This window comes from Bacillus sp. S14(2024) (assembly GCF_050473785.1).
GTDB classification, from domain to species: domain Bacteria; phylum Bacillota; class Bacilli; order Bacillales; family Bacillaceae_G; genus Bacillus_A; species Bacillus_A yunxiaonensis.
This window is the reverse complement of the sequence record NZ_JBFLUP010000006.1, coordinates 4,485,001-4,505,000: the sequence shown is the minus strand read 5'-3', so window position 1 is coordinate 4,505,000 and position 20,000 is coordinate 4,485,001. Positions and strand designations below refer to the sequence as shown.

Below are 20,000 nucleotides of genomic sequence, written 5' to 3'. Positions count from 1 at the left end.
TTGATTCCCCGCTGCCAAGAAAAGCTTCTAGCGAGATAAAAGGTGCCTGTACCGCAAACCGACACAGGTAGGCGAGGAGAGAATCCTAAGGTGAGCGAGAGAACTCTGGTTAAGGAACTCGGCAAAATGACCCCGTAACTTCGGGAGAAGGGGTGCTTTCTTAACGGAAAGCCGCAGTGAATAGGCCCAAGCGACTGTTTAGCAAAAACACAGGTCTCTGCGAAGCCGTAAGGCGAAGTATAGGGGCTGACACCTGCCCGGTGCTGGAAGGTTAAGGAGAGGGGTTAGCGCAAGCGAAGCTCTGAACTGAAGCCCCAGTAAACGGCGGCCGTAACTATAACGGTCCTAAGGTAGCGAAATTCCTTGTCGGGTAAGTTCCGACCCGCACGAAAGGTGTAACGATTTGGGCACTGTCTCAACCAGAGACTCGGTGAAATTATAGTACCTGTGAAGATGCAGGTTACCCGCGACAGGACGGAAAGACCCCGTGGAGCTTTACTGTAGCCTGATATTGAATTTTGGTACAGCTTGTACAGGATAGGCGGGAGCCTTTGAAGCCGGAGCGCTAGCTTCGGTGGAGGCGCTGGTGGGATACCGCCCTGGCTGTATTGAAATTCTAACCTACGGGTCTTATCGACCCGGGAGACAGTGTCAGGTGGGCAGTTTGACTGGGGCGGTCGCCTCCTAAAAAGTAACGGAGGCGCCCAAAGGTTCCCTCAGAATGGTTGGAAATCATTCGTAGAGTGCAAAGGCATAAGGGAGCTTGACTGCGAGACCTACAAGTCGAGCAGGGACGAAAGTCGGGCTTAGTGATCCGGTGGTTCCGCATGGAAGGGCCATCGCTCAACGGATAAAAGCTACCCCGGGGATAACAGGCTTATCTCCCCCAAGAGTCCACATCGACGGGGAGGTTTGGCACCTCGATGTCGGCTCATCGCATCCTGGGGCTGTAGTCGGTCCCAAGGGTTGGGCTGTTCGCCCATTAAAGCGGTACGCGAGCTGGGTTCAGAACGTCGTGAGACAGTTCGGTCCCTATCCGTCGTGGGCGTAGGAAATTTGAGAGGAGCTGTCCTTAGTACGAGAGGACCGGGATGGACGCACCGCTGGTGTACCAGTTGTTCTGCCAAGGGCATAGCTGGGTAGCTATGTGCGGAAGGGATAAGTGCTGAAAGCATCTAAGCATGAAGCCCCCCTCAAGATGAGATTTCCCATAGCGTAAGCTAGTAAGATCCCTGAAAGATGATCAGGTTGATAGGTTCGAGGTGGAAGCATGGTGACATGTGGAGCTGACGAATACTAATAGATCGAGGACTTAACCATATAATATGAAGCAAATGTTATCTAGTTTTGAAGGAATATACCTTCATAAGTCTGGTAATGATGGCAGAGAGGTCACACCCGTTCCCATACCGAACACGGAAGTTAAGCTCTCTAGCGCCGATGGTAGTTGGGACCTTGTCCCTGTGAGAGTAGGACGTTGCCAGGCAATCTGAGACGAGTCAGTATGACTCGTCTTTTTTGTGTATTATAAAGAAAAATAGCTAGGAAGTTCTATTATTAAATGGATGGTTTCATTTTCTTTTCAAAAATAAAAATTCCATCAGCAGAGGTATCCTCCACTGATGGTTAGTTGAATAAATTTCTATTTGCTATCATTAAATATTATATTTTACAGTATTATTTTTAAGATCTTGCTGTGCTTGTGTGTCTACATAGGATGAACTGCTTGATGGTTTTGAACTTTTCTTAAAATCCTTTAAAAGCTGTATTGTTGTTTCTTGAATAAGTAAAGGCAATACATGAAATGAATATGGTTTATAGACGCGTTCTGTCCATTTATGACCGTCTTTCCCGTACACCCCCATGTTTATTGAAGGGATATTTAATTTACGTATAGTATCGTATGGAAGTGGATATAGTTGTTCCCACTTTGGGAAGTTGTGTAATAATGGTTTGAGTTCATCGTCTGTTTCGTGTATAGATAGGAAGCTTCCGTCAGCTAAATAAGGGAAAAACTTTTTCAAAACAAATTGTTCTCCAGTCTCATCTTGTACATTTTGCAGTATTATTTCAATGCTGCTTTGTAGTTGACGATTTTGTTCGCTTGTTTGCTTTAAATAGTTATGTGGTAAAAAAGGCGGTGCAAAAAATAAAATAACCCGTGCCTTTTTTTCAGGATCTATTTCTTGTAGAGCAGCAACAATTTCAAAACAAACTGCACGTAAGTCACTATTATTACTTTGTTTGAGCGTATCTTGAATAATTGCTTCTGTATTTATACCATGCTGCTGTAATTCTTCTATATAATCTCCGTAACTTGTAACCGCAATCTCCCAGGAAAGGTCACGTGATGGTAAGCCTGTTACAAGTAAATAATGCTGAAACTGTTCTTTGAGGTACTCTTCAGCTTCTTTACATACCTGTCTTGTTTCGGCTAATAATTTCTTAAGAACTTCTTCAGGTGTAGATTCGTAAATAAAATAATTAAAGTATAGTTGGCTGCTTGTTGCGGTTTGTACAGTATAACTGTTTTTATTATCACGTTGATATAAACATGTTGGGGGTAGAACAAGCTCATCAGGAATAATTTCAGTTAGTTTATAGTTGTTATGTAATCTCCGTGTAATTTGAGCAGCAATAAAGTTTGGATCAATTCCTGATAATGTATCTCCAACATGTACTTCTCTTCCATAAATATAGAAGCAAGGTAGAAGTTTCCCTGCTGTTCCTGTATAAATATAGCGCTGATTGTCTCCGTCGTATAGAGGTGTGATGAAGTCATTATTAATTGCTAAACGATAGTGTAATTGCTTTTCTTGCTGTAGTCTTTCTAATTCGGTTAATGCAGCTGTAATTCCGCGGTGTTCACCTTCTTCATCACCATTGAAAAGTAAGAGGAGATTCCCTTCTAATAGATCGGTATGTTGCGAGAAATATAAAATATTAGCGATATGGACAGCAGCTCCACTTTTCATATCAACAGAGCCTCGGCCAAATAGCCAATCTCCAGATTTGGCATCAGTTTGGACGTCAATATTTCCCTCATATGTCTGAAAATACTCTTCTAATGTTTCTGAAGAAAAAGCATGTTCTTTTAATAGGCCAAAGTCTTCAATTCCAACTGTATCTAGATGAGAATGATAAATGATGGTAGAAGTTGAGTTTTTGTTTCCTCCTACAAAGGCAAATAAGTTTTTTCGGTTAATTGGATCATTTGGAACAGTTTGTACCCATAAATGTTCAGGATGCTGTTTAAAATATGGAAAGCTTTTTAAAATGCGATAAAGCTCATCTATAATACGGGCTTCCCCTTCAGTTCCGTTAATGCTATTAAATGAAACAAGATGTTTTGTGAGTGTTTCGACTTGTTTTTCTAAAGATAGTGAGCATAATTGTTGATACATAAGATAAAACCTCCTTAATTTTTCGATTAAAAAAGTAATTACTTGTAAAAGCATGTATTTTATTGTGTAAAAAACAGTAACAACATTTTGGAGAACAACTCATACTAGTCTCAAGTCTAAAACTTTCATATCCATTTTTTAGTTTCCACATTATGAAATTAGTTTCCACCATATGAATAAAAAATGGCGGCAGATTGTTCAGTTTATACTACTGACGTTCTGCCGATTTTAGTAGATATTTCACTAGCGGCTTGTTTCACCTTGCTAATAAGGAAAGTTAGCCGGTCATTGTTAATACGGTGGCTATGCCGGTGTCCGGTTCTTTTCAGGAATATGCTACGAAGTATATAAGTCCTGCCACTGGATTTACTATTGGATGGCTGTATTGGCTAAGCTGGGCAAATACTGTTGGACTTGAATTTACAACTGCAGGTATTACGATGCAGCGCTGGTTTCCCGATATTCCTGTATGGGTTTGGTGTTTAACGTTTGGTGTTACAATCTTTAGTATCAATGCATTATCTGCCCGCAGTTATGCAGAAACAGAATTTTGGTTTTCGAGCATTAAAGTGTCAGCTATTGTTGCCTTCATTATTCTTGGAGGGGCAGCGATGTTTGGTTTTATTGACCTAAAAGGGAACGAAGCAGCTCCGTTTTTTTCAAACTTTACGGACCATGGTGGTCTATTTCCAAACGGAATTGGTGCGATACTGCTAACAATGGTTACGGTTAACTATTCCTTCCAGGGTACAGAACTTGTTGGAATCGCAGCAGGTGAAAGTGAAAACCCTGAAAAAACTCTACCGCGTTCTATTCGAAATATTATTTGGCGGACGATGTTTTTCTTTGTTTTAGCGATATTTGTTCTTGTGGCCTTGATTCCCTGGAAAGAAGCAGGGTTAACGAAGAGTCCCTTTGTTGCAGTTTTTGATAACATGGGCATTCCGTATGCTGCTGATATTATGAACTTTGTCATTCTTACTGCTGTTCTTTCTGTTGCTAACTCAGGATTATATGCAGCAACAAGAATGCTTTGGTCATTGTCCAAAAAGGGGTCCCGACCGCAAAACGCGAATTTTGTACGCTAAGCAATTTTCGACATAAAATGACCCGTTTTTTCTACTCTAAGGAAAAAACGGGTCTTATCTTATTGAGTGTTTTGTAATGGTCGTAGAGATTCTAATGTGGTACCTAGCTTATTAAATCTGTACTCCCCGAGAAAGTTAATATGTTCCCACGCCATTGGAGAGATATGATTTAACAGTTTCTCATCCAGTGTTCCGCTCTTCCTTAAGATGTCTACAGCTTTACTTAGATAAACTGTATTCCATATGCTAATTGCATTAATAATGAGATTAAGTGCACTATCTCTTTGAAGCTGATCTTGCAGTGCTCTTTCACGTAACTCACCGTGTTTCCCAAAGAATATAGCTCGTGCTAATGCATTCATTGCTTCCCCTTTGTTTAATCCTCTTTGAATTCGGCGCCGCATGGTCTCATCAGACAAATAATCTAAAATAAAAATGGTTTTTTCAATTCTCCCCATCTCTCGCAATGCTTTAGCAACCTTGTTTTGACGAGTATAAGAGCCTAATTTCCCCATAATTAAAGCACCTGACACTCTACTCTCTCGGATGGAATGAGCAAGTCGTAACACATCATCATAGTTATCATGAATTAACTTCATATTAACCTGACCTCGTATCAATCCCTCTATATTTGAAAATTCTTTGCACGAGTCAATTGTATAGAGTTTCGAACTTGATAAATCTCGTAGTCGTGGAGCAAAGCGAAAGCCAAGTAAGTGAGCTAATCCGAATATTTGATCTGTATAACCAGCAGTATCCATGTAGTGTTCTTCAATTAACAAATCAGACTCGTGATGCAACAATCCATCAATGACATGTATAGCGTCTCGAGCATTCGTATTAATGACCTTTGAGTAAAAAGATGAGTATTGGTCACTCACAAATCGATAAAAGGTTGCTCCTTTTCCAGTTCCATAATGAGGATTAGCACTAGCATTTAAGGAAGGCACGCCGATCTGAACACGCATGCCATCTGATGAAGATGTAGTTCCATCTCCCCAATAAGAAGATAGAGGTAATCGATGCTGAAAATTTACAAGTACAGATTGAGCCCTCTGTAGTGCATCGTCATACAGACGCCATTGGCTAGCATTAGCTAGCTGACGATACGAAATGTCAGGCGTTGCCTCGGCCATTTTGGTAAGACCAACGTTAGTTCCCATTGCCATGATTGCCGCAAGGCAAGCTATCATTTCTTCTCCTTTAGGAGATCGATTTGTAGAGGCGTGAACCAACTGTTGTTCAAACTCGGTCCAGTTTGCTACTTCTAGCAATAAATCTGTAAGCTTAATTCGTGGTAACATACTGTACAGTTGTCCACTTAGCTTCTTAGCTTCATCTGGTGTATCTCGTTCCAAACGATGAATGTGAAGATTTTCATTTCTAATATCAACTCCCTCTAGGGAATTAGCTTCTTTGGAAAAACGTTGTATTCGGTATAAAAGCGACTGAGTTCGTTCTTCTATATACTCGTCTACACGAACCGGCACAGCGAGTCTTGTGCCAGATATTTTATTGTTGTTCCATTCTTCTGATGATACAAGATACTCATCAAAATCCTTATGTTGCCTGCTTCCTACAATAGAAATGTCTCCTGAACGTATAAAATTACGTAGCTCCGTAAACGCGGCTAACTCATAAAAATGTCGGTCGATGTTTCCCTCCTCATCATATACATGACGCTGCCATCGTCTCGATACAAATCCTAGTGGTGCTCCGCTTGGTACTTTTCGTTTTCCGGATTCGTTTAACTCATGGATTGTATTTAGTGCTTCCAACACAGGGGTTGCAGACTTGGTAGAACGAAATTCTAAAACTTTTAGTAAGGTTGGGGTGTACTTTCGTAGATGGTTGTATCGACTATCTAATAAATCTAAATAGTCATAGTCTATAGGACGTGAAAGCTGCTTGGCTTCTTCTATAGAGGTAACGAATGCCTCCCAAGGCATAATGGTTTCCAATAGCAAGAATGGATCTAAATTTTCCCGTCTAGCTTTAATCAAAGCAGTCCCTAAATCTGCATAATGAATTACTTTTTCGTTGACTGCTTTGCCGTTTTGTTTTTGCATCTCTTCTTGTTGCTTCTTTCCTTTTAATTGAAGATTCATCATTTGCTTATCATGAATGTCAAACGCTTGGTCTATTAAATCTTGTGTTAAGTCCACTAAATAGGAGACGATAATCGCGTACTTCTTTTCACCTTTAAATCTTCGAAATGTATGAGCATCATATCTTGCTCCAAGCCGAGATAATTGCCGTACTCGATTTGGGTGAATACCTTTAGTATCGATGTTTAGAGATAAAGATTGTATGTATTCTAAGCGTTCAATAACTTTTAGAAAGGATTCTGGGGAAGATGTGCTAGGCACTTCTTTCAGCCATCCTAAATAGGTTCTAGGGTTGTCTTTCATTGGAAGGAGAAGTCCATCTAACTTTTCTTGTTGTGAAGGTGTCAATGAGGATGTTAGTATCTTAAAGATTTTTTCTTCTGCTCGTTTACGGGTTTCCCATACAACACGTTCTATGGTAGGCACTGCAGGGAAGATAATCCTTTCTTTCCGTAGCTCTTGTAACGCCATTTGTATCAAGTACATTGCATTTCCATTCTTCGCTGCGTGAGGTTGTAAGGCTTTGGAGAGACTACGATAATCACGAAGTGTAAATGCACGATAGCTATATTCTTGGCGTATTTCTTCTAGGTGTTCTCTGCGAGTGGCATCTCGGTTTGCGTATAGTTCAAAAGCAGAAGGGGAAACCTTCAATTGGCCCGCGACAAATTGCAACAACTCTTCTGGAACATCTGGCATATCAATAAAAGAGCACCCAGGGTGCCTCAATAGACATAACTGAATCGCAAATCCTAAACGGTTATAGTCTCTGCGATGACGATTAATAATCTCTAAGTCAAAATCAGAAAATGTGTAATAAATTGCTAACTCGTGTTCTGTTTCAAACGACAAACGCAATAAATCCTTACGTTGTTCAGACGTAAGGAGCTCTTTTCCCCGCATGTGTATTCTCCTTTTTATAGTCAGTATACATTTCAACTATTTATATAGCGGTACAGAGTTGTTCTACTTACACCAGTTGCTTGTGTGATTTCTTTAATGCTGTACTCTTTACTTTTATACATTTTGAGAGCCAGTTCTATCTTATCTGTACTCTTTCGTGGTCTCCCTCCTTGCTTACCACGTATTCTCGCTGCATGTAATCCAGACTTTGTACGCTCACTGATGATATCACGTTCTAGTTCTGCAATACTGGCCATCATACGGAAAAAGAACTTTCCCATTGCATTGGATGTATCTATGCTGTCGTAAATAGATACAAAGTCCACTTCTACCTCGTGAAAATAATCGCTTAGCTCAATGAGATGTTTTGTGGAACGAGAAATACGATCTAATTTATAGACAACAACTTTGTCTCCTTTACGTAATACTTTTAAGAGTTCTTCCAATGCGGGACGGTCTTTTTTTGTTCCCGTCATTTTCTCTTGATAAATCTTGTCTACACCATACTGATGTAAAGTGTCCAGTTGCATATTTAGATTCTGTTCTTCTGTGCTAACTCGAGCATATCCAAAAATCAAACGGTTCATTTCCTTTCTATCATAAGTCTCACTATTATAGTACCAAAAACGTATGGAAGATTAAATATGAAACTTTGTTTTTAGGAATGAGTTTTGGTACCACTTAAAGATACCTTTTAGTATCTTTTTCAACGGAACTCAAAAAGTACCATAAACGGTCGTTTATGGGGATTATTATGAAAAGATAAATGGATATTTATGTTAAGGTAGAGAAGAAATTGTGAAATGATGTACTTAAACTAACGGGGCAGGATAGTTCAACAAGGATAATGGTTGTTTGTGGTAAAAATTAAAAGGACTGGTTGCTTAATTAGGGGGTGTTCAAATGGGGGAAGATAAAGAAACAGAAGAGTGATACAAAAATAAAGCCAATTATGATTACAAGAATAAGAATTCCCGTACCTTTCCAACCTAAGCTACCAACTAAATCAGCAAGACCTCCACCGTGAACGCTGCTAGAAGGATTTCCTTTTAATTCTTCTTGCCTTAATTTTTCTCTTCTTCTTTCAGGTTCTTATGCAACTAAAGGGGCAGTTTGGTTGAGTAAGGGCTCAGATGTTTTTTCTAATTGCTGTTTCTTGTTTATTTGGTATGAGTGCATCTGTAGAAGAGTTTGATCCATTAATTGAAACAGTGGAAGAAAACAATCCTGAAGAAACTAAACGAATAGAAGAAATGTTTGGCGGTACCCCTAAGTGAAAGTTAATGGATAACATTGTGATATGTAGCAAATGTGTTGGGGATTATTGGTTAGTTATAATTCTTTACTAATCGTTCTAAAAAGGGTATTATTTAATCATGGTTTGAAATTCATGTATTTATTTTAGAACGTTCATTCTATAATGGATTATGACGTTTGTTTTTGTTAGTATTGGTTCATGGATTTTTTTAAGGAGAAATAAAATGGCTAGAAGTAAAGAATTTGACCAGAAAGTAGTATTAAGAAAAGCAATGGAGCTTTTCTGGGAACAGGGTTATGAAAAAACATCCATGCAAGATTTGGTGGATCATATGGGGATACACCGCAGGAGTATATATGACACATTTGGTGACAAGCGTTCATTGTTTTTAGCTTCCCTTAATCACTATGAAGAGCTCATCGTCAATGAGATGGAAAGCATAATTAGTAGCACTTCATCCATTAAACAGGCGATACGTGATGTTTTTATTTTCATACTGAATTCCATTGAACAATACCCAAAAGGTTGTCTATCAGTAAATGCAGCCATTGAATTATCTTTGTTAGACAAAGAAATTGGACGCATAGTTACAAAAATGTTTAACCGTACTGAAGATATGTTTAATGACCTTATAAAACGGGGCCAAACTAGTGGAGAGCTATCAAAAGAAATCGATTCTGATAACACATCTCGTTTCTTACACAACAATTTGGTAGGTATAAGAGTACTAATAAAAACTAATTACAATAAAAAAGAATTAGAAGGCATCATCACTCTAGCACTTTCAGTGTTGGACTAGCTTTCTTTTTTTACCTTTTTTAGAACGTTCATTCTAAAATTGATATGAAACAAACCATCATAATGCATACTTATAAAATCGTTTTTTAATTTCTAAGGAGGAACACAAAAATGACAAACTTTAAAATACCAACAGAATCAGAATTTATTGAAGCAGATGGAACTCGTTACGCATATAGAAAATTTGGTACACAAGATGGTATACCAGTAGTATTTCTTGTTCACTTTAGAGGAACGATGGAAAATTGGGATCCAAACATGCTTGAACCTATTGCAAATACACGCCCAGTAATCTTATTTGACAATAAAGGGGTTGGTGAGACCGATGGACTAACGCCTACTACAATTGCTGATATGGCAAAAGATACAGCAACATTTATAAAAGCTCTTGGATTAGAACAAGTTGACATTCTTGGTTTTTCCATTGGTGGCATGGTTGCACAAGAGCTAGCTTTACAAGAAGGAGATTTAGTAAGAAAAATTATTATGGCAGGTACTTCGCCTGAATCTGGTATTAATCCAAATCCAGAGATTTTTGAAAGAATGAATCGTCACGGTGGAACGGAAGAAGATGGAATAAATGATTTTATGTTCTTTTTCTACGAACAAACCGAAACAAGTAAATCTGCAGGAATGGCTTCACTACAAAGAATTTTTAATCAGAAAAAAGTAAACAGTTCAGAACAAGTAAAAGAGGCACAATTACAAGCCATTGCAAAATGGGCTAAACAAAAATCTAATCATGATTATGAATGGTTACAAAACATCAAACACCCTGTACTTGTTACTAATGGTGTTAATGATGTGATGGTACCGACTAAAAACAGTTATATCTTAACAGAGAAATTACCCAAAGCACAGCTGATTATATATCCTGATTCTGGTCACGGGCATCTGTTTCAATTTCCAGAACTATTTGCAGAACACGTAAATTTATTTCTTGATTCTAATTCTTATTAAAAAGGAGTATTCATATGAGCAGATTATTTGAAAAAGTTCGTATCGGAAACATTGACTTAAAAAATCGTATAGGAATGGCTCCAATGACTAGAAGTAGAGCTTTACCAGATGGTACGCCGAGCGATTTAGTAGCAGAGTACTATGGTCAGCGTGCTTCAGTCGGTTTAATTATAAGCGAAGGAACCCAACCTTCAGATGATGGGCAAGGTTACACTAATACACCTGGTATTTATACAGAAAATCATATTAAAGGGTGGAAAAAAGTAACTTCTAAAGTTCATAGTGAAGGAGGTCATATTTTTGTTCAGCTTATGCATGTGGGACGTGTATCACACCCTGATAACACACCTCACCACCGCCAAGCAGTTGCACCGTCAGCTATTGCACCTGGTGTAGAAATTTTCACGGCAGAAGGAATGAAAGAAATTCCAACACCAAGAGAATTGAGTGAGCTTGAGATAAAAGATGTTATCAATGAGTTTCGTTTAGCAGCACGCTCAGCAATTGAAGCTGGTGCAGACGGAGTTGAAATTCACGGAGCGAATGGTTATCTGATCCAACAATTCCTTAGTGAAAACTCCAATCATCGTCAAGATGCATACGGTGGTACGATTGAGGGGCGTTCTCGATTCGCTATTGAAGTAGCTAAAGCAGTTGTTGATGAAATAGGAGCAGAAAGAACAGGCATCCGTTTTTCTCCTCAAGGAACACTGCAAGGCATTGATGAGGGGAAAAATAGCCTTGAGATGTATCGCTATTTAATAAGTGAATTAAATAAGCTTAACCTTGCATATCTGCATTTAATGCACTTTGGAAACGAGCAATTCCTAAAAGATGTGCGTCAACTTTGGGATCAATCACTTCTTGTTAACCGTCCAGGTCGTCCTCTAGATCAACTTTCGTCTGATGTAGATAATAATCTTGCAGATGTTGTCACAGTAGGCACTTGGGTACTAGCTAATCCAGACTTTGTAGAACGGATTCAATCAGGTGCTCCCCTAAACGAACCTGATAAAAACACGCTCTATGCAGGAGGAAAAGAAGGTTATACAGATTATCCTTTCTTAAAATAATTTATTTATTATGAATATCCCATCTAGGGATATTCATAATCTTTTTCTTAGGTTCGTTATGGAAAGATACATGTGCGTTAAATAAAAATGTGGAGGATTGTAATGAAAGCTTTAGCAATTGAAAACTACGGTAAAAAACCAAATTTTTTAGACTTCCCTATGCCCAAAATAAATAATGACGAGGTCTTAGTTGAGATATATGCGGCAAGTATAAATCCTCTTGATACAAAAATTCGAAAAGGTGAATTAAAATTATTATTGAAATACAAGATGCCGTTAATTTTAGGAAACGATTTTTCTGGAAAAATTGTTGAAGTAGGTACTAGTGTCACGAAGTTTAAAGTCGGTGATGAGGTATATGGTCGACCTAGAGCAAATAAAATGGGAACTTTTACTGAATATCTCTCTGTTAACCAAGAAGATATTGCATTAAAACCTAAAAATTTAAGTTTTGAAGAAGCCGCCTCCATCCCTCTAGTCGGATTGACATCCTACCAAGCTTTACATGATATTCTGCGAATTGAAAAAGGGCATAAAATATTAATACATGCAGGATCGGGGGGAGTAGGAACATTTGCTATCCAACTTGCAAAACATATGGGTGCTTTTGTCGCAACTACAGCTAGTGATGGTAGTGATTTAGTAAAATCTCTTGGCGCTGACGAAGTTGTTAATTACAAGACAGAAAAGTTCGAACATTTGATTCGTGACTACGACGCAGTTCTTGATACCATTGGGGGGGCGACGTTAGAGAGATCATTTGTAACATTAAAAAAAGGAGGAAAGATTGTTTCTATATCTGGAATCCCGAATGGTCGCTTTGCTAAAGAAAACGGATTTAGCTCATTTAAAAAAACCTTATTTTCAATTGCAAGTTATAAACTTACGAAGCTAGAAAAAAAACATAATGTCCAATATACGTTTCTTTTTATGAAGCATAGTGGAGAGCAGTTGAGAATTTTAACAGAAATGTTAGAGTCAGAAGTGATTAAGCCTACACTTGATAAAGTTTTTATTTTCGAAGATGCCCAAAAAGCATTGGAGTATGCAGAGGCGGGAAGAGCAAAAGGAAAAATAATACTTAAATTAAAATAATTAGTCTTATCTAACAAACCTTTCCTTAGGTAGAAAGTGTTTGTTTTTTTTACTTATCGAGGTTGCTTATAGAACTAACAGGTGCGTTAGTTGATTAAAATGGCTCCCAATTTGGTGGGTTAGTTGATTAAAATGGCTCCCAATTTGGTGGGTTTTTATATCGCAATTGACACAAACTGTGAATGTAAATTGTGCATAAAAGAGGTTGTACTCTTGGACAAAAAAATGAAATGCTGTACAAAAAATATGGACAGCATTTTTAATTGATAAATTTTTGAAAACTTGCGCTTCTCATAAGTCCCTTTTTAGACAAGCATTGGAATTTCACTTCACACTTTATTAATGGATCAAGATAAAAATAGTTTTCATCCTCGTTAGTGATTAGCTGCTTAGATATTTCGTAAAAGGCTTTTCTTTCTTTTGGAGGAACAAATTCCAATATACCTTTGTATTGATTATCCTGATCTAACATTAACCAACCAAATTTTTTCTTGCGAATTGCTCCTATTTTTACCGAATCATATTGATAGTTCTTATACGTCTTGTGGTCTTGAATCCAATGTATAAGGTCTATTTAAATTCTTAGAAACCACACCTTCCAGTCCTAAATTCTCTACTCTGTTATAAAGTTCATCACCGTCTGAATAAGTAGGACAAGTAGATATATACGAGTGTTTTCTACAATGGTGTTTAAGGTATCTAAGCGTTCAGATAAAGGTTTGTTTATAAGAGATTCACCATTCAAATACAAAATGCCAAATGAAGAAAAATGAACAGGTAACAGGTCTTTTATTTCTTTGATTTTTTCCTGATTAGACATTTGAAAACGTACCATTAAACTGTCGAAACAAGGTTTTGGAGGATTTTCTTTTCCGTCAAAGCAAATTCTCCATCTAAAATACAAGTCGTTACAGGCAATTTGATACCTTGTAGCTCAATGTATTTATAGGTGACTTCATTTAGGTGTCTGGTGAAAATTTTTATATTTCCTCTATCGTAGTGAAATAAAGCCCTGTGACCATCTAATTTTAATTGGTGGATATACTTATTGCTTTTCGGGATTTCTATAGCTGGTTGTAAAAGCATCGGCTTAATAGGTGTATTTAACATATTTAAACCTCCTCATACAACAATAACATCCTAAATTACAACTTTTTATGGAGGTTTATTAGAAAAAGAGGATAGATGTGGAAGTTAATTATGTATAGTTAATAAATCTTAAAGGGATGTTACGCAGTACGTTTAAAGATGTACAGTGAGTGACGTTTGCTTTTACTTGAACTAAAGGGCCAGGATAGTTGAACAAGAAAAACTGAAGAAGCGATTTCACCCCTAGCATAGGGAAAATTGCTTTTTTACATCAAAAAAATGTCTTAGCGTACAAAATTCGCGTTTTGCGGTCGGGACCCCAAAAATGACATGGCTCCAGCTTTTTTACGGAAGTTATCGTCACGAGGCATTCCGTTATATGCGTTAATTATGACGATATCTATTTCTGCTTTTTCACTTTTGACGAGTGTTGTGGCTGCTGAGACGGTTTATTTATGGTTAATTTCGATTTCGGGCGTTATTACAATTATTGTATGGATGTCCATTTGTGCTTCTCAATTTCTTTTCCGCAGGCGTTATCTAGCTGAAGGCGGGAAGTTGGAAGACTTGAAATTCAAAACACCCCTTTATCCAATTGTTCCTATTCTAGGTTTTGGACTGTACGGCATTATATTAGTAAGCCTTATCTTTATTCCTGATCAGAGACTAGGAATCTATTGTACTGTACCTTTTATTATTGCTTGTTATGCTTACTACTACATAAAAGTAAGAAAAAGAACTAGTAATAACAGTTATGGTGAGAATAAAGTGAGTAAAATGATGTGAACCTGTATAGTTATAATGAGTTAAACAAGTTAGGGTTACTTAGGAATTTTAGATACAATCAGAGCGTTATTAGGAAGTGTTTTGCTTTTTAAGTTACTTGTATTGGGTAAGACCCTTGCCTTAAGGTTTAGAGAAAATAAAGGGGATAGTCAGGGGATGACAAATCCTTCTACTGATGAGAAGTTCATTTTATTTTTTCTAAGTGCATTTTTAAAATGAAGACATTTTCGTAATGAAAAGAAACACTTTTTTGTTATTGGTTTTGAAATGAAGTGAAAACAGCACCGTTCAAGTAATCCTGAACGGTGCTGTTTTTATTTATCCCACTATTCGCGGGCAGTAAGATCCCAACCTCAAGATAGAGAGAAGCGAAGAAACTAGGTGGGAGATGAAGAAAATCTCCATTGATGGAAGGTTCACTTTATAACACTTTTGGGATTTATTAAAAACGTTGCATCATAACTAAATGAAAGGGCCCCGCTGACTGGGTAGCTTGTGTATTCTAATATTTCTTTCTTAGTAGCTAAATCATTGAAAAACCGATATCCTAATCTGGATATCGGCTGACTAGTTGTTTGTTTCGAATAGAAGAGATTGTTCTAGTTAAAGCAGCACAAAAGTAGTGAATACAATAGCTAACAAAATACGATAATAGGCAAATGGCTTTAATCCTATTTTAGCTAGCAGCTTTAAAAAGGTAACAACTGCTAGCATTGCTACAATAAAAGAAGTAATAAAACCTACTGCGAACATTGGGATATCGTCTGTACTTAAATACTTCCAACTTTTTAATAAGTCTAGACCAGTTGCTCCAACCATGACTGGAAGAGCGATAAGAAAAGAGAATTCTGATGAAGCTTTATAATTCGCTTTTGCTAACAATCCTCCAGAAATAGTGGATCCGGCTCTTGAAAAACCAGGATAGACCGCTAAACATTGAAATAATCCAATTGTTAATGCTTGACGATATGTTAAAGCATCTAATGAGTAAGCTGTGGCTTCTGTTTTTTTTACCTCTGCAAAAATCATAAGAATAGCTCCAGCTACAAGTCCGATAACGACAGTGTGTGCCTGAAATAAGTATGTTTTAATTACATCATGTAATAGTAAGCCAGCGATTACAGCCGGGAATACACCTAGGACTACATGTAATGCATTGAATTTTTTTTCTTTCTGGAGAAGAGGTTTAATGTTAAATAAAGAAACGAGGCGTTTGTGATATAAAACAGCGATAGCTAAAATCGCCCCTAGCTGTATTACAATCTCAAATGTTTTTGCTCTTTCTCCTTCAAATCCTAACAAGTGGCCGGCTAATATAAGGTGGCCAGTAGAGGAAATCGGTAAAAATTCTGCTAGTCCTTCTATGATACCAAGTATAAAGGCGATGAGTGTGTCGCTCATAATTTCACTCCTAATATATAAATGAAAATTTTTCTTTCAAATCTTGAGAACAGGTAGAGACTTGTGGGATATTTTCTCATCTGTATAAATCAATGAATATCAACCTTTTTAAAATAGAAGATTGTTGTGATAAATCCGATCATAGCTGTAGCGACAATAACGATATAAGAGTATTCTGGAGGATATGTCGGTTGCAGTTCGTTGTTCACTATATCGAGTGTAGCTGTCCAAGGAAATAAATCTTTGTGTTCCGAATTTGTAACCATAAGGTTCACCATTGTTATAACGATAGTAAATATAATAGGCGGAACATAAGTCCTCATTACAAGAGTTAGCAGTACAATAGGAGGGGATAAGACAAAAAGGAGTCCACCGCCCAACAAAAATTTCAGTAAAGATTGCAAAAGTAATGGGCTACTTAAGCTGGGGAAGCCTCCTAATATTCCTAATAGTAAAGTTAGTCCCCAAGTAACTACAGTCAACATCATAATCCAAATAAAAAGAAGAATAAATTTACTCATAATAAAGTTAAAACGTGATACAGGAATGGTTAATAGGCTTTTTAATGTATCTTCTGTGTATTCTCGATTAAAGAGATAAGAGGTAACGACTCCGTATAGCAGCACTCCCATTAATAAAATAGTATACATATTAGCGTTATAAAAAAGGTCATCGAGACCTGCAGCTGGAGCAGATGGTTTTGTTTTCTTTTCTATATAAAAGGCTGAAACTATCATAAATGGTGCTACCGCTGCCCCAATAATACTAATCAAGAACATATTAGAGCGTTTTAATTTTAATAGTTCTGTATATAGTAGATTAACCAATTGTCCCACCCCCAACCAATTTGGTGAAGTAATCTTCTAATCTATCTTCGCTCATCATAATCTTTAATACTTCAATATCGTTTTGAACAAATGTTTTATTAATCTGTCCTTGCTGTCCGAAGTGAGAGTAAATGCGAATATTTCCTTCATCATGTACTTCGTAGTCAAAAATATGGAATTGTTTTTCTAAAAGGATTGCAGCTTTATTATCGTTATTTACTTGGAACTCCAAGTATTGACGATTTGCTTTTCGAAGTGTATCAAGAGCAATTTCCTCTAAGAGTTTTCCTTCATGAATGATTCCCATATGATCTACTAGTTGCTCGACTTCAGCTAAAATATGACTAGAAATTAATATCGTGATTTTTCTTTCTTGTGCTAAAGATTTAATGAGCTTTCGCATCTCTTTAATACCAATGGGATCTAAACCGTTAGTCGGTTCATCTAATATTAATAGCTCTGGATAATGGAGAAGAGCTCTTGCAATCCCTAATCGTTGTTTCATCCCTAAAGAATATTTACCCACTAATTTTTTTGTTTCATGTTGCAGTCCTACAATTTCTAATGCCTCTTCAATCGCGTTTTTTTTGTGAACGCCTATAATTTTGGCATTAATTAATAAATTTTCTCTTGCAGTAAGGTTTTCATAAAAACCTGGAATTTCAACGATAGAACCAATTCTTCTTAAAATTTCTTTTTGATTTTTGAAAAAATCCTCTCCGAATATTTCGATTTTTCCACTTGTAGGTTTTATTAGGCCTAGCAGCATTCGAATTGTAGTCGTTTTACCTGCACCGTTTCGCCCGATGAATCCATAAATCTCTCCTTGGTTCACATTTATATTGAAATTATCTACAGATTTTTGATTGCCATAAATTTTAGTAAGATTTGTTGTTTTTATAATTGTACTCATTTTGAAACACCTACTTTCTATAATCTCTTAATTACATGATAAAAAGGAGGATTTAACTGCTGCTTAATCATTTCTTAACTATTTCTTAAAAACAGTTTGCTTTGGGATGGAAAAGCAAAAGGTGGTCTTTTCCCACGGACTACTTTCTACCCATATTTGTCCGCCGTTTTTTTCTACGAGAGCTTTCGCAATAGCGAGTCCTAGACCACTGCCACCATATGAAGGGTTCCTTGACTGATCACTTCGGTACATTCTCTCAAATACGTTCTCTAAATCATGTTTTGAAATTCCGGGGCCTTTATCCCAAATAAGCAGTTGATATTCATTGGTGGTTTCTGAGAGCTCTATTCCTACTATTTTCCCTGATTTTCCATAATATATGGCGTTTTTCATGAGGTTACCTATAACTCGCATCAGACTAAGAGAATCTGCTGTAATTGGGCAAGGGTCTTCAGGGATGTTAATTTGTAACTTGATACCTTGCTTAGATAGTTCAGGTAAAAACTCAATTAAAGATTCCCTAGTAATCTCTGAAAAATCAAGTTGTTCTTCTTTTAATGGAAATTCATCGGCATCTAGCCTGGCCATATTAAATATTTGATCAACTAATTGTTTTAAGCCGTTTGATTTCTTTGAGAGTATTTCAAGGTATTCTCGTTTTTCATCTTCAGAAGCAGCGATATCATCTTTTAAAGCATCAATATATCCAATAATAGAAGTAAGAGGTGTTCGAATATCATGTGAGATACTAGATAGAAGTTGTTTTCGGGCTTCTTGAGATCTTTTGGCTTCAACTTGGACCTTTTCTAGCTCGCTTATTAATTCATTTACAGAAAAAACTACATCATCTAATGAATGGTCGTTATTTGTATATAGTCTTGTATGTAAATTTCCGTTCATTGCACGTCTTAATTTATCAACTATAGACTTTCGGTTCTGAATAAAATGAAGCCTTGTAAAGAAAAGGCTTATTGTTATAACAATAAGTGTAATGAATAAAGTTAATCTTAATGTGTGAACCATGTCTATAAATAGAAGCCCAGTGATGATTATAAGTTGACATATAATAAGATAGAGAATCTTATCATTCTTCATCCTTTTCACCTACAAATTTATAACCGATTCCCCATACAGTTTGAATGAATTTAGGATCAGAGGGATTAGCTTCTATTTTCTTTCTAAGCTTTCTAATGTGCACCATAACTGTATTGTCATCTTCTATATAGTTACTGTCCCAAACATTGCGAAAGAGTTGCGTTTTCGTAAAAACTTGTTCAGGATTTGAAGCGAAAAACTTTAATAGTTCAAGTTCTTTTCCGGTTAAAGATACTTCTTTTCCATCTATGTTAACTGTGTACTTTTTTAAATCAACTGTTAGTCCTTTAAATGTTAGGAGTGTTTTTTCTTGCGTGTTAGCGTTACTTCCTAATATTAAAAAACGTCTCATAAGAGCTTTTACTCTAGCGACCACTTCGTTAATACTAAAGGGCTTTGTAATATAATCATCCGCACCTATGCTCAGTCCTAAAATTTTATCTACTTCATGATCTTTAGCAGTGAGCATTAATATTGGGATGTTTGTTTTACCTCTAAGTCTTCTACATACCTCGATACCATCAATTTTAGGCATCATAAGATCTAATATGATGAGGTTGTATTTGTTTTGCTCAAATAAGCGAATAGCCTCTTCACCATTTATAGCGATATCTACTGTATATAGTTCTCGTTCTAAATATTTTTTTAATAAATCTCGTATTTCTTTTTCATCGTCTGCTATAAGTACACGAACATCTTCCATGTTTCCACCTGCTTCTAATAGGATTTTGTTGGTAGTGTAATTTGTATAAACAAAGGTTGTATGATGGTTTCATTAATGAAAAATTTAATTGCTATCTAATTATATACTATAAATTGTTAAAATAAGGTTGTTAGTACAGAACCGAATAGGGAAGGTAATCCATGAGTAAGCTATCAGAAGTATATGGGGGAGTAAATAAAGTGAAACTTCTATCAGTGGGGATCTTACTGCCCGCGAATAGCGGGATAAAGACGTATTTGAGGTGTGTTTTTACAATCCTGCAGAAAGAACAGATAAATATCTTTTAAAAAACCATTGACTATTGTTAGATAGAGGTGTAGTATTATACGAGTCGCTGATGCAACAGAGCAGAAGGCGAAAACGAAATAAAAAAATAGTTGGCATTGAAACACAAAGATGTTAACATAAGGAAGTCGCCAATTGAGCGACAAACAAGTTCTTTGAAAACTGAACGAAACAAACAACGTGAAACGTCAAT

Annotated in this window: 15 protein-coding genes, 2 rRNA genes and 4 pseudogenes (1 of these 21 running past the window's edge); 9 read left to right on the top strand and 12 right to left on the bottom strand. The window is 36.9% G+C overall.

Annotation, left to right across the window (positions count from 1 at the left end; translation table 11 throughout):
- Both AB1279_RS22675 and rrf read left to right on the top strand, forming a co-directional pair.
- Nucleotides 1–1,320: ribosomal RNA gene (locus AB1279_RS22675) — 23S ribosomal RNA — on the top strand; it begins 1,602 nt to the left of the window's first position.
- Nucleotides 1,321–1,370: 50 nt separating this feature from the next.
- Nucleotides 1,371–1,486 (top strand): 5S ribosomal RNA (rrf, locus tag AB1279_RS22670).
- 169 nt (nt 1,487–1,655) lie between these two features.
- Here the strand turns inward: rrf and AB1279_RS22665 are convergent.
- Both AB1279_RS22665 and AB1279_RS22660 read right to left on the bottom strand, forming a co-directional pair.
- Entirely contained in the window at nt 1,656–3,404 is a 1,749-nt protein-coding gene (locus tag AB1279_RS22665) for a M20/M25/M40 family metallo-hydrolase (RefSeq protein ID WP_429761097.1), read from the bottom strand.
- Nucleotides 3,405–3,607: 203 nt separating this feature from the next.
- A pseudogene (locus AB1279_RS22660) lies at nt 3,608–3,709 on the bottom strand (IclR family transcriptional regulator); the annotation flags it as partial.
- On the opposite strand from AB1279_RS22660, the pseudogene AB1279_RS22655 reads away from it, so the two are divergent.
- Nucleotides 3,704–4,468 (top strand): annotated as a pseudogene (locus tag AB1279_RS22655) (amino acid permease); the annotation flags it as partial. The pseudogenes AB1279_RS22660 and AB1279_RS22655 overlap by 6 nt on opposite strands.
- Nucleotides 4,469–4,551: 83 nt before the next feature.
- On the opposite strand, the gene AB1279_RS22650 reads toward AB1279_RS22655, so the two are convergent.
- The 3 genes and pseudogenes from AB1279_RS22650 to AB1279_RS22640 form a co-directional block, all read right to left on the bottom strand.
- The gene (locus tag AB1279_RS22650) at nt 4,552–7,503 is read right to left on the bottom strand and encodes a Tn3 family transposase (protein WP_429761095.1); all 2,952 of its coding nucleotides are present in this window, start codon (nt 7,501–7,503) and stop codon (nt 4,552–4,554) included.
- A 32-nt stretch (nt 7,504–7,535) separates the two neighbouring features.
- The gene (locus AB1279_RS22645) at nt 7,536–8,081 is read right to left on the bottom strand and encodes a recombinase family protein (protein ID WP_429761094.1); all 546 of its coding nucleotides are present in this window, start codon (nt 8,079–8,081) and stop codon (nt 7,536–7,538) included.
- 310 nt (nt 8,082–8,391) lie between these two features.
- Nucleotides 8,392–8,592: pseudogene (locus AB1279_RS22640) on the bottom strand (DUF6366 family protein); the annotation flags it as partial.
- 44 nt (nt 8,593–8,636) lie between these two features.
- Between AB1279_RS22640 and AB1279_RS22635 the strand changes: the two are divergent.
- The 5 genes from AB1279_RS22635 to AB1279_RS22615 all read left to right on the top strand — a co-directional run bounded on the left by AB1279_RS22635 (nt 8,637) and on the right by AB1279_RS22615 (nt 12,687).
- Entirely contained in the window at nt 8,637–8,780 is a 144-nt protein-coding gene (locus tag AB1279_RS22635) for a hypothetical protein (protein WP_429761093.1), read from the top strand.
- A gap of 204 nt (nt 8,781–8,984) precedes the next feature.
- Nucleotides 8,985–9,560: a TetR/AcrR family transcriptional regulator gene (locus AB1279_RS22630; protein ID WP_429761091.1), complete on the top strand. Its 576-nt coding sequence runs from the start codon at nt 8,985–8,987 to the stop codon at nt 9,558–9,560.
- Between the two features lie 110 nt (nt 9,561–9,670).
- Nucleotides 9,671–10,519: an alpha/beta fold hydrolase gene (locus AB1279_RS22625; RefSeq protein ID WP_429761090.1), complete on the top strand. Its 849-nt coding sequence runs from the start codon at nt 9,671–9,673 to the stop codon at nt 10,517–10,519.
- 14 nt (nt 10,520–10,533) lie between these two features.
- Nucleotides 10,534–11,592: an alkene reductase gene (locus AB1279_RS22620; RefSeq protein WP_429761088.1), complete on the top strand. Its 1,059-nt coding sequence runs from the start codon at nt 10,534–10,536 to the stop codon at nt 11,590–11,592.
- 102 nt (nt 11,593–11,694) lie between these two features.
- Complete coding sequence (locus tag AB1279_RS22615; protein ID WP_429761086.1) at nt 11,695–12,687, top strand: NADP-dependent oxidoreductase; 993 nt, start codon at nt 11,695–11,697, stop codon at nt 12,685–12,687.
- Nucleotides 12,688–13,300: 613 nt separating this feature from the next.
- On the opposite strand, the gene AB1279_RS22610 is transcribed toward AB1279_RS22615, so the two are convergent.
- Nucleotides 13,301–13,522, bottom strand: coding sequence for a hypothetical protein (locus tag AB1279_RS22610; protein WP_429761084.1), 222 nt, complete (start codon nt 13,520–13,522; stop codon nt 13,301–13,303).
- A complete protein-coding gene (locus AB1279_RS22605) occupies nt 13,522–13,797 on the bottom strand; it encodes a hypothetical protein (protein ID WP_429761082.1) in 276 nt (91 codons plus the stop codon). The genes AB1279_RS22610 and AB1279_RS22605 overlap by 1 nt, the downstream gene beginning before the upstream one ends.
- Before the next feature lie 300 nt (nt 13,798–14,097).
- On the opposite strand from AB1279_RS22605, the pseudogene AB1279_RS22600 reads away from it, so the two are divergent.
- Nucleotides 14,098–14,562: pseudogene (locus AB1279_RS22600) on the top strand (amino acid permease); the annotation flags it as partial.
- A gap of 603 nt (nt 14,563–15,165) precedes the next feature.
- On the opposite strand, the gene bacA reads toward AB1279_RS22600, so the two are convergent.
- From bacA to AB1279_RS22575, 5 genes are all read right to left on the bottom strand, one after another.
- Nucleotides 15,166–15,963, bottom strand: coding sequence for an undecaprenyl-diphosphate phosphatase (gene bacA / locus AB1279_RS22595; RefSeq protein ID WP_429761080.1), 798 nt, complete (start codon nt 15,961–15,963; stop codon nt 15,166–15,168).
- A gap of 89 nt (nt 15,964–16,052) precedes the next feature.
- The gene (locus AB1279_RS22590; protein ID WP_429761078.1) at nt 16,053–16,790 is read right to left on the bottom strand and encodes an ABC transporter permease; all 738 of its coding nucleotides are present in this window, start codon (nt 16,788–16,790) and stop codon (nt 16,053–16,055) included.
- A complete protein-coding gene (locus AB1279_RS22585; protein WP_429761076.1) occupies nt 16,783–17,703 on the bottom strand; it encodes an ABC transporter ATP-binding protein in 921 nt (306 codons plus the stop codon). Before AB1279_RS22585 ends, AB1279_RS22590 begins: the two co-directional genes overlap by 8 nt.
- A 78-nt stretch (nt 17,704–17,781) precedes the next feature.
- A complete protein-coding gene (locus AB1279_RS22580; RefSeq protein WP_429761075.1) occupies nt 17,782–18,798 on the bottom strand; it encodes a sensor histidine kinase in 1,017 nt (338 codons plus the stop codon).
- A complete protein-coding gene (locus tag AB1279_RS22575) occupies nt 18,788–19,501 on the bottom strand; it encodes a response regulator transcription factor (protein ID WP_429761073.1) in 714 nt (237 codons plus the stop codon). The genes AB1279_RS22580 and AB1279_RS22575 overlap by 11 nt, the downstream gene beginning before the upstream one ends.
- Nucleotides 19,502–20,000 lie beyond the last annotated feature (499 nt).

What these genes read in the sequence shown, in the direction of transcription:
- bacA (WP_429761080.1), bottom strand. Translation starts at nt 15,963, where the DNA reads ATGAGCGACACACTCATCGCCTTTATACTTGGTATCATAGAAGGACTA.
- AB1279_RS22650 (WP_429761095.1), bottom strand. Translation starts at nt 7,503, where the DNA reads ATGCGGGGAAAAGAGCTCCTTACGTCTGAACAACGTAAGGATTTATTG.
- AB1279_RS22610 (WP_429761084.1), bottom strand. Translation starts at nt 13,522, where the DNA reads ATGGTACGTTTTCAAATGTCTAATCAGGAAAAAATCAAAGAAATAAAA.
- AB1279_RS22625 (WP_429761090.1), top strand. Translation starts at nt 9,671, where the DNA reads ATGACAAACTTTAAAATACCAACAGAATCAGAATTTATTGAAGCAGAT.
- AB1279_RS22620 (WP_429761088.1), top strand. Translation starts at nt 10,534, where the DNA reads ATGAGCAGATTATTTGAAAAAGTTCGTATCGGAAACATTGACTTAAAA.
- AB1279_RS22665 (WP_429761097.1), bottom strand. Translation starts at nt 3,404, where the DNA reads ATGTATCAACAATTATGCTCACTATCTTTAGAAAAACAAGTCGAAACA.
- AB1279_RS22615 (WP_429761086.1), top strand. Translation starts at nt 11,695, where the DNA reads ATGAAAGCTTTAGCAATTGAAAACTACGGTAAAAAACCAAATTTTTTA.
- AB1279_RS22605 (WP_429761082.1), bottom strand. Translation starts at nt 13,797, where the DNA reads ATGTTAAATACACCTATTAAGCCGATGCTTTTACAACCAGCTATAGAA.
- AB1279_RS22575 (WP_429761073.1), bottom strand. Translation starts at nt 19,501, where the DNA reads ATGGAAGATGTTCGTGTACTTATAGCAGACGATGAAAAAGAAATACGA.
- AB1279_RS22630 (WP_429761091.1), top strand. Translation starts at nt 8,985, where the DNA reads ATGGCTAGAAGTAAAGAATTTGACCAGAAAGTAGTATTAAGAAAAGCA.
- AB1279_RS22580 (WP_429761075.1), bottom strand. Translation starts at nt 18,798, where the DNA reads ATGAAGAATGATAAGATTCTCTATCTTATTATATGTCAACTTATAATC.
- AB1279_RS22585 (WP_429761076.1), bottom strand. Translation starts at nt 17,703, where the DNA reads ATGAGTACAATTATAAAAACAACAAATCTTACTAAAATTTATGGCAAT.
- AB1279_RS22635 (WP_429761093.1), top strand. Translation starts at nt 8,637, where the DNA reads ATGTTTTTTCTAATTGCTGTTTCTTGTTTATTTGGTATGAGTGCATCT.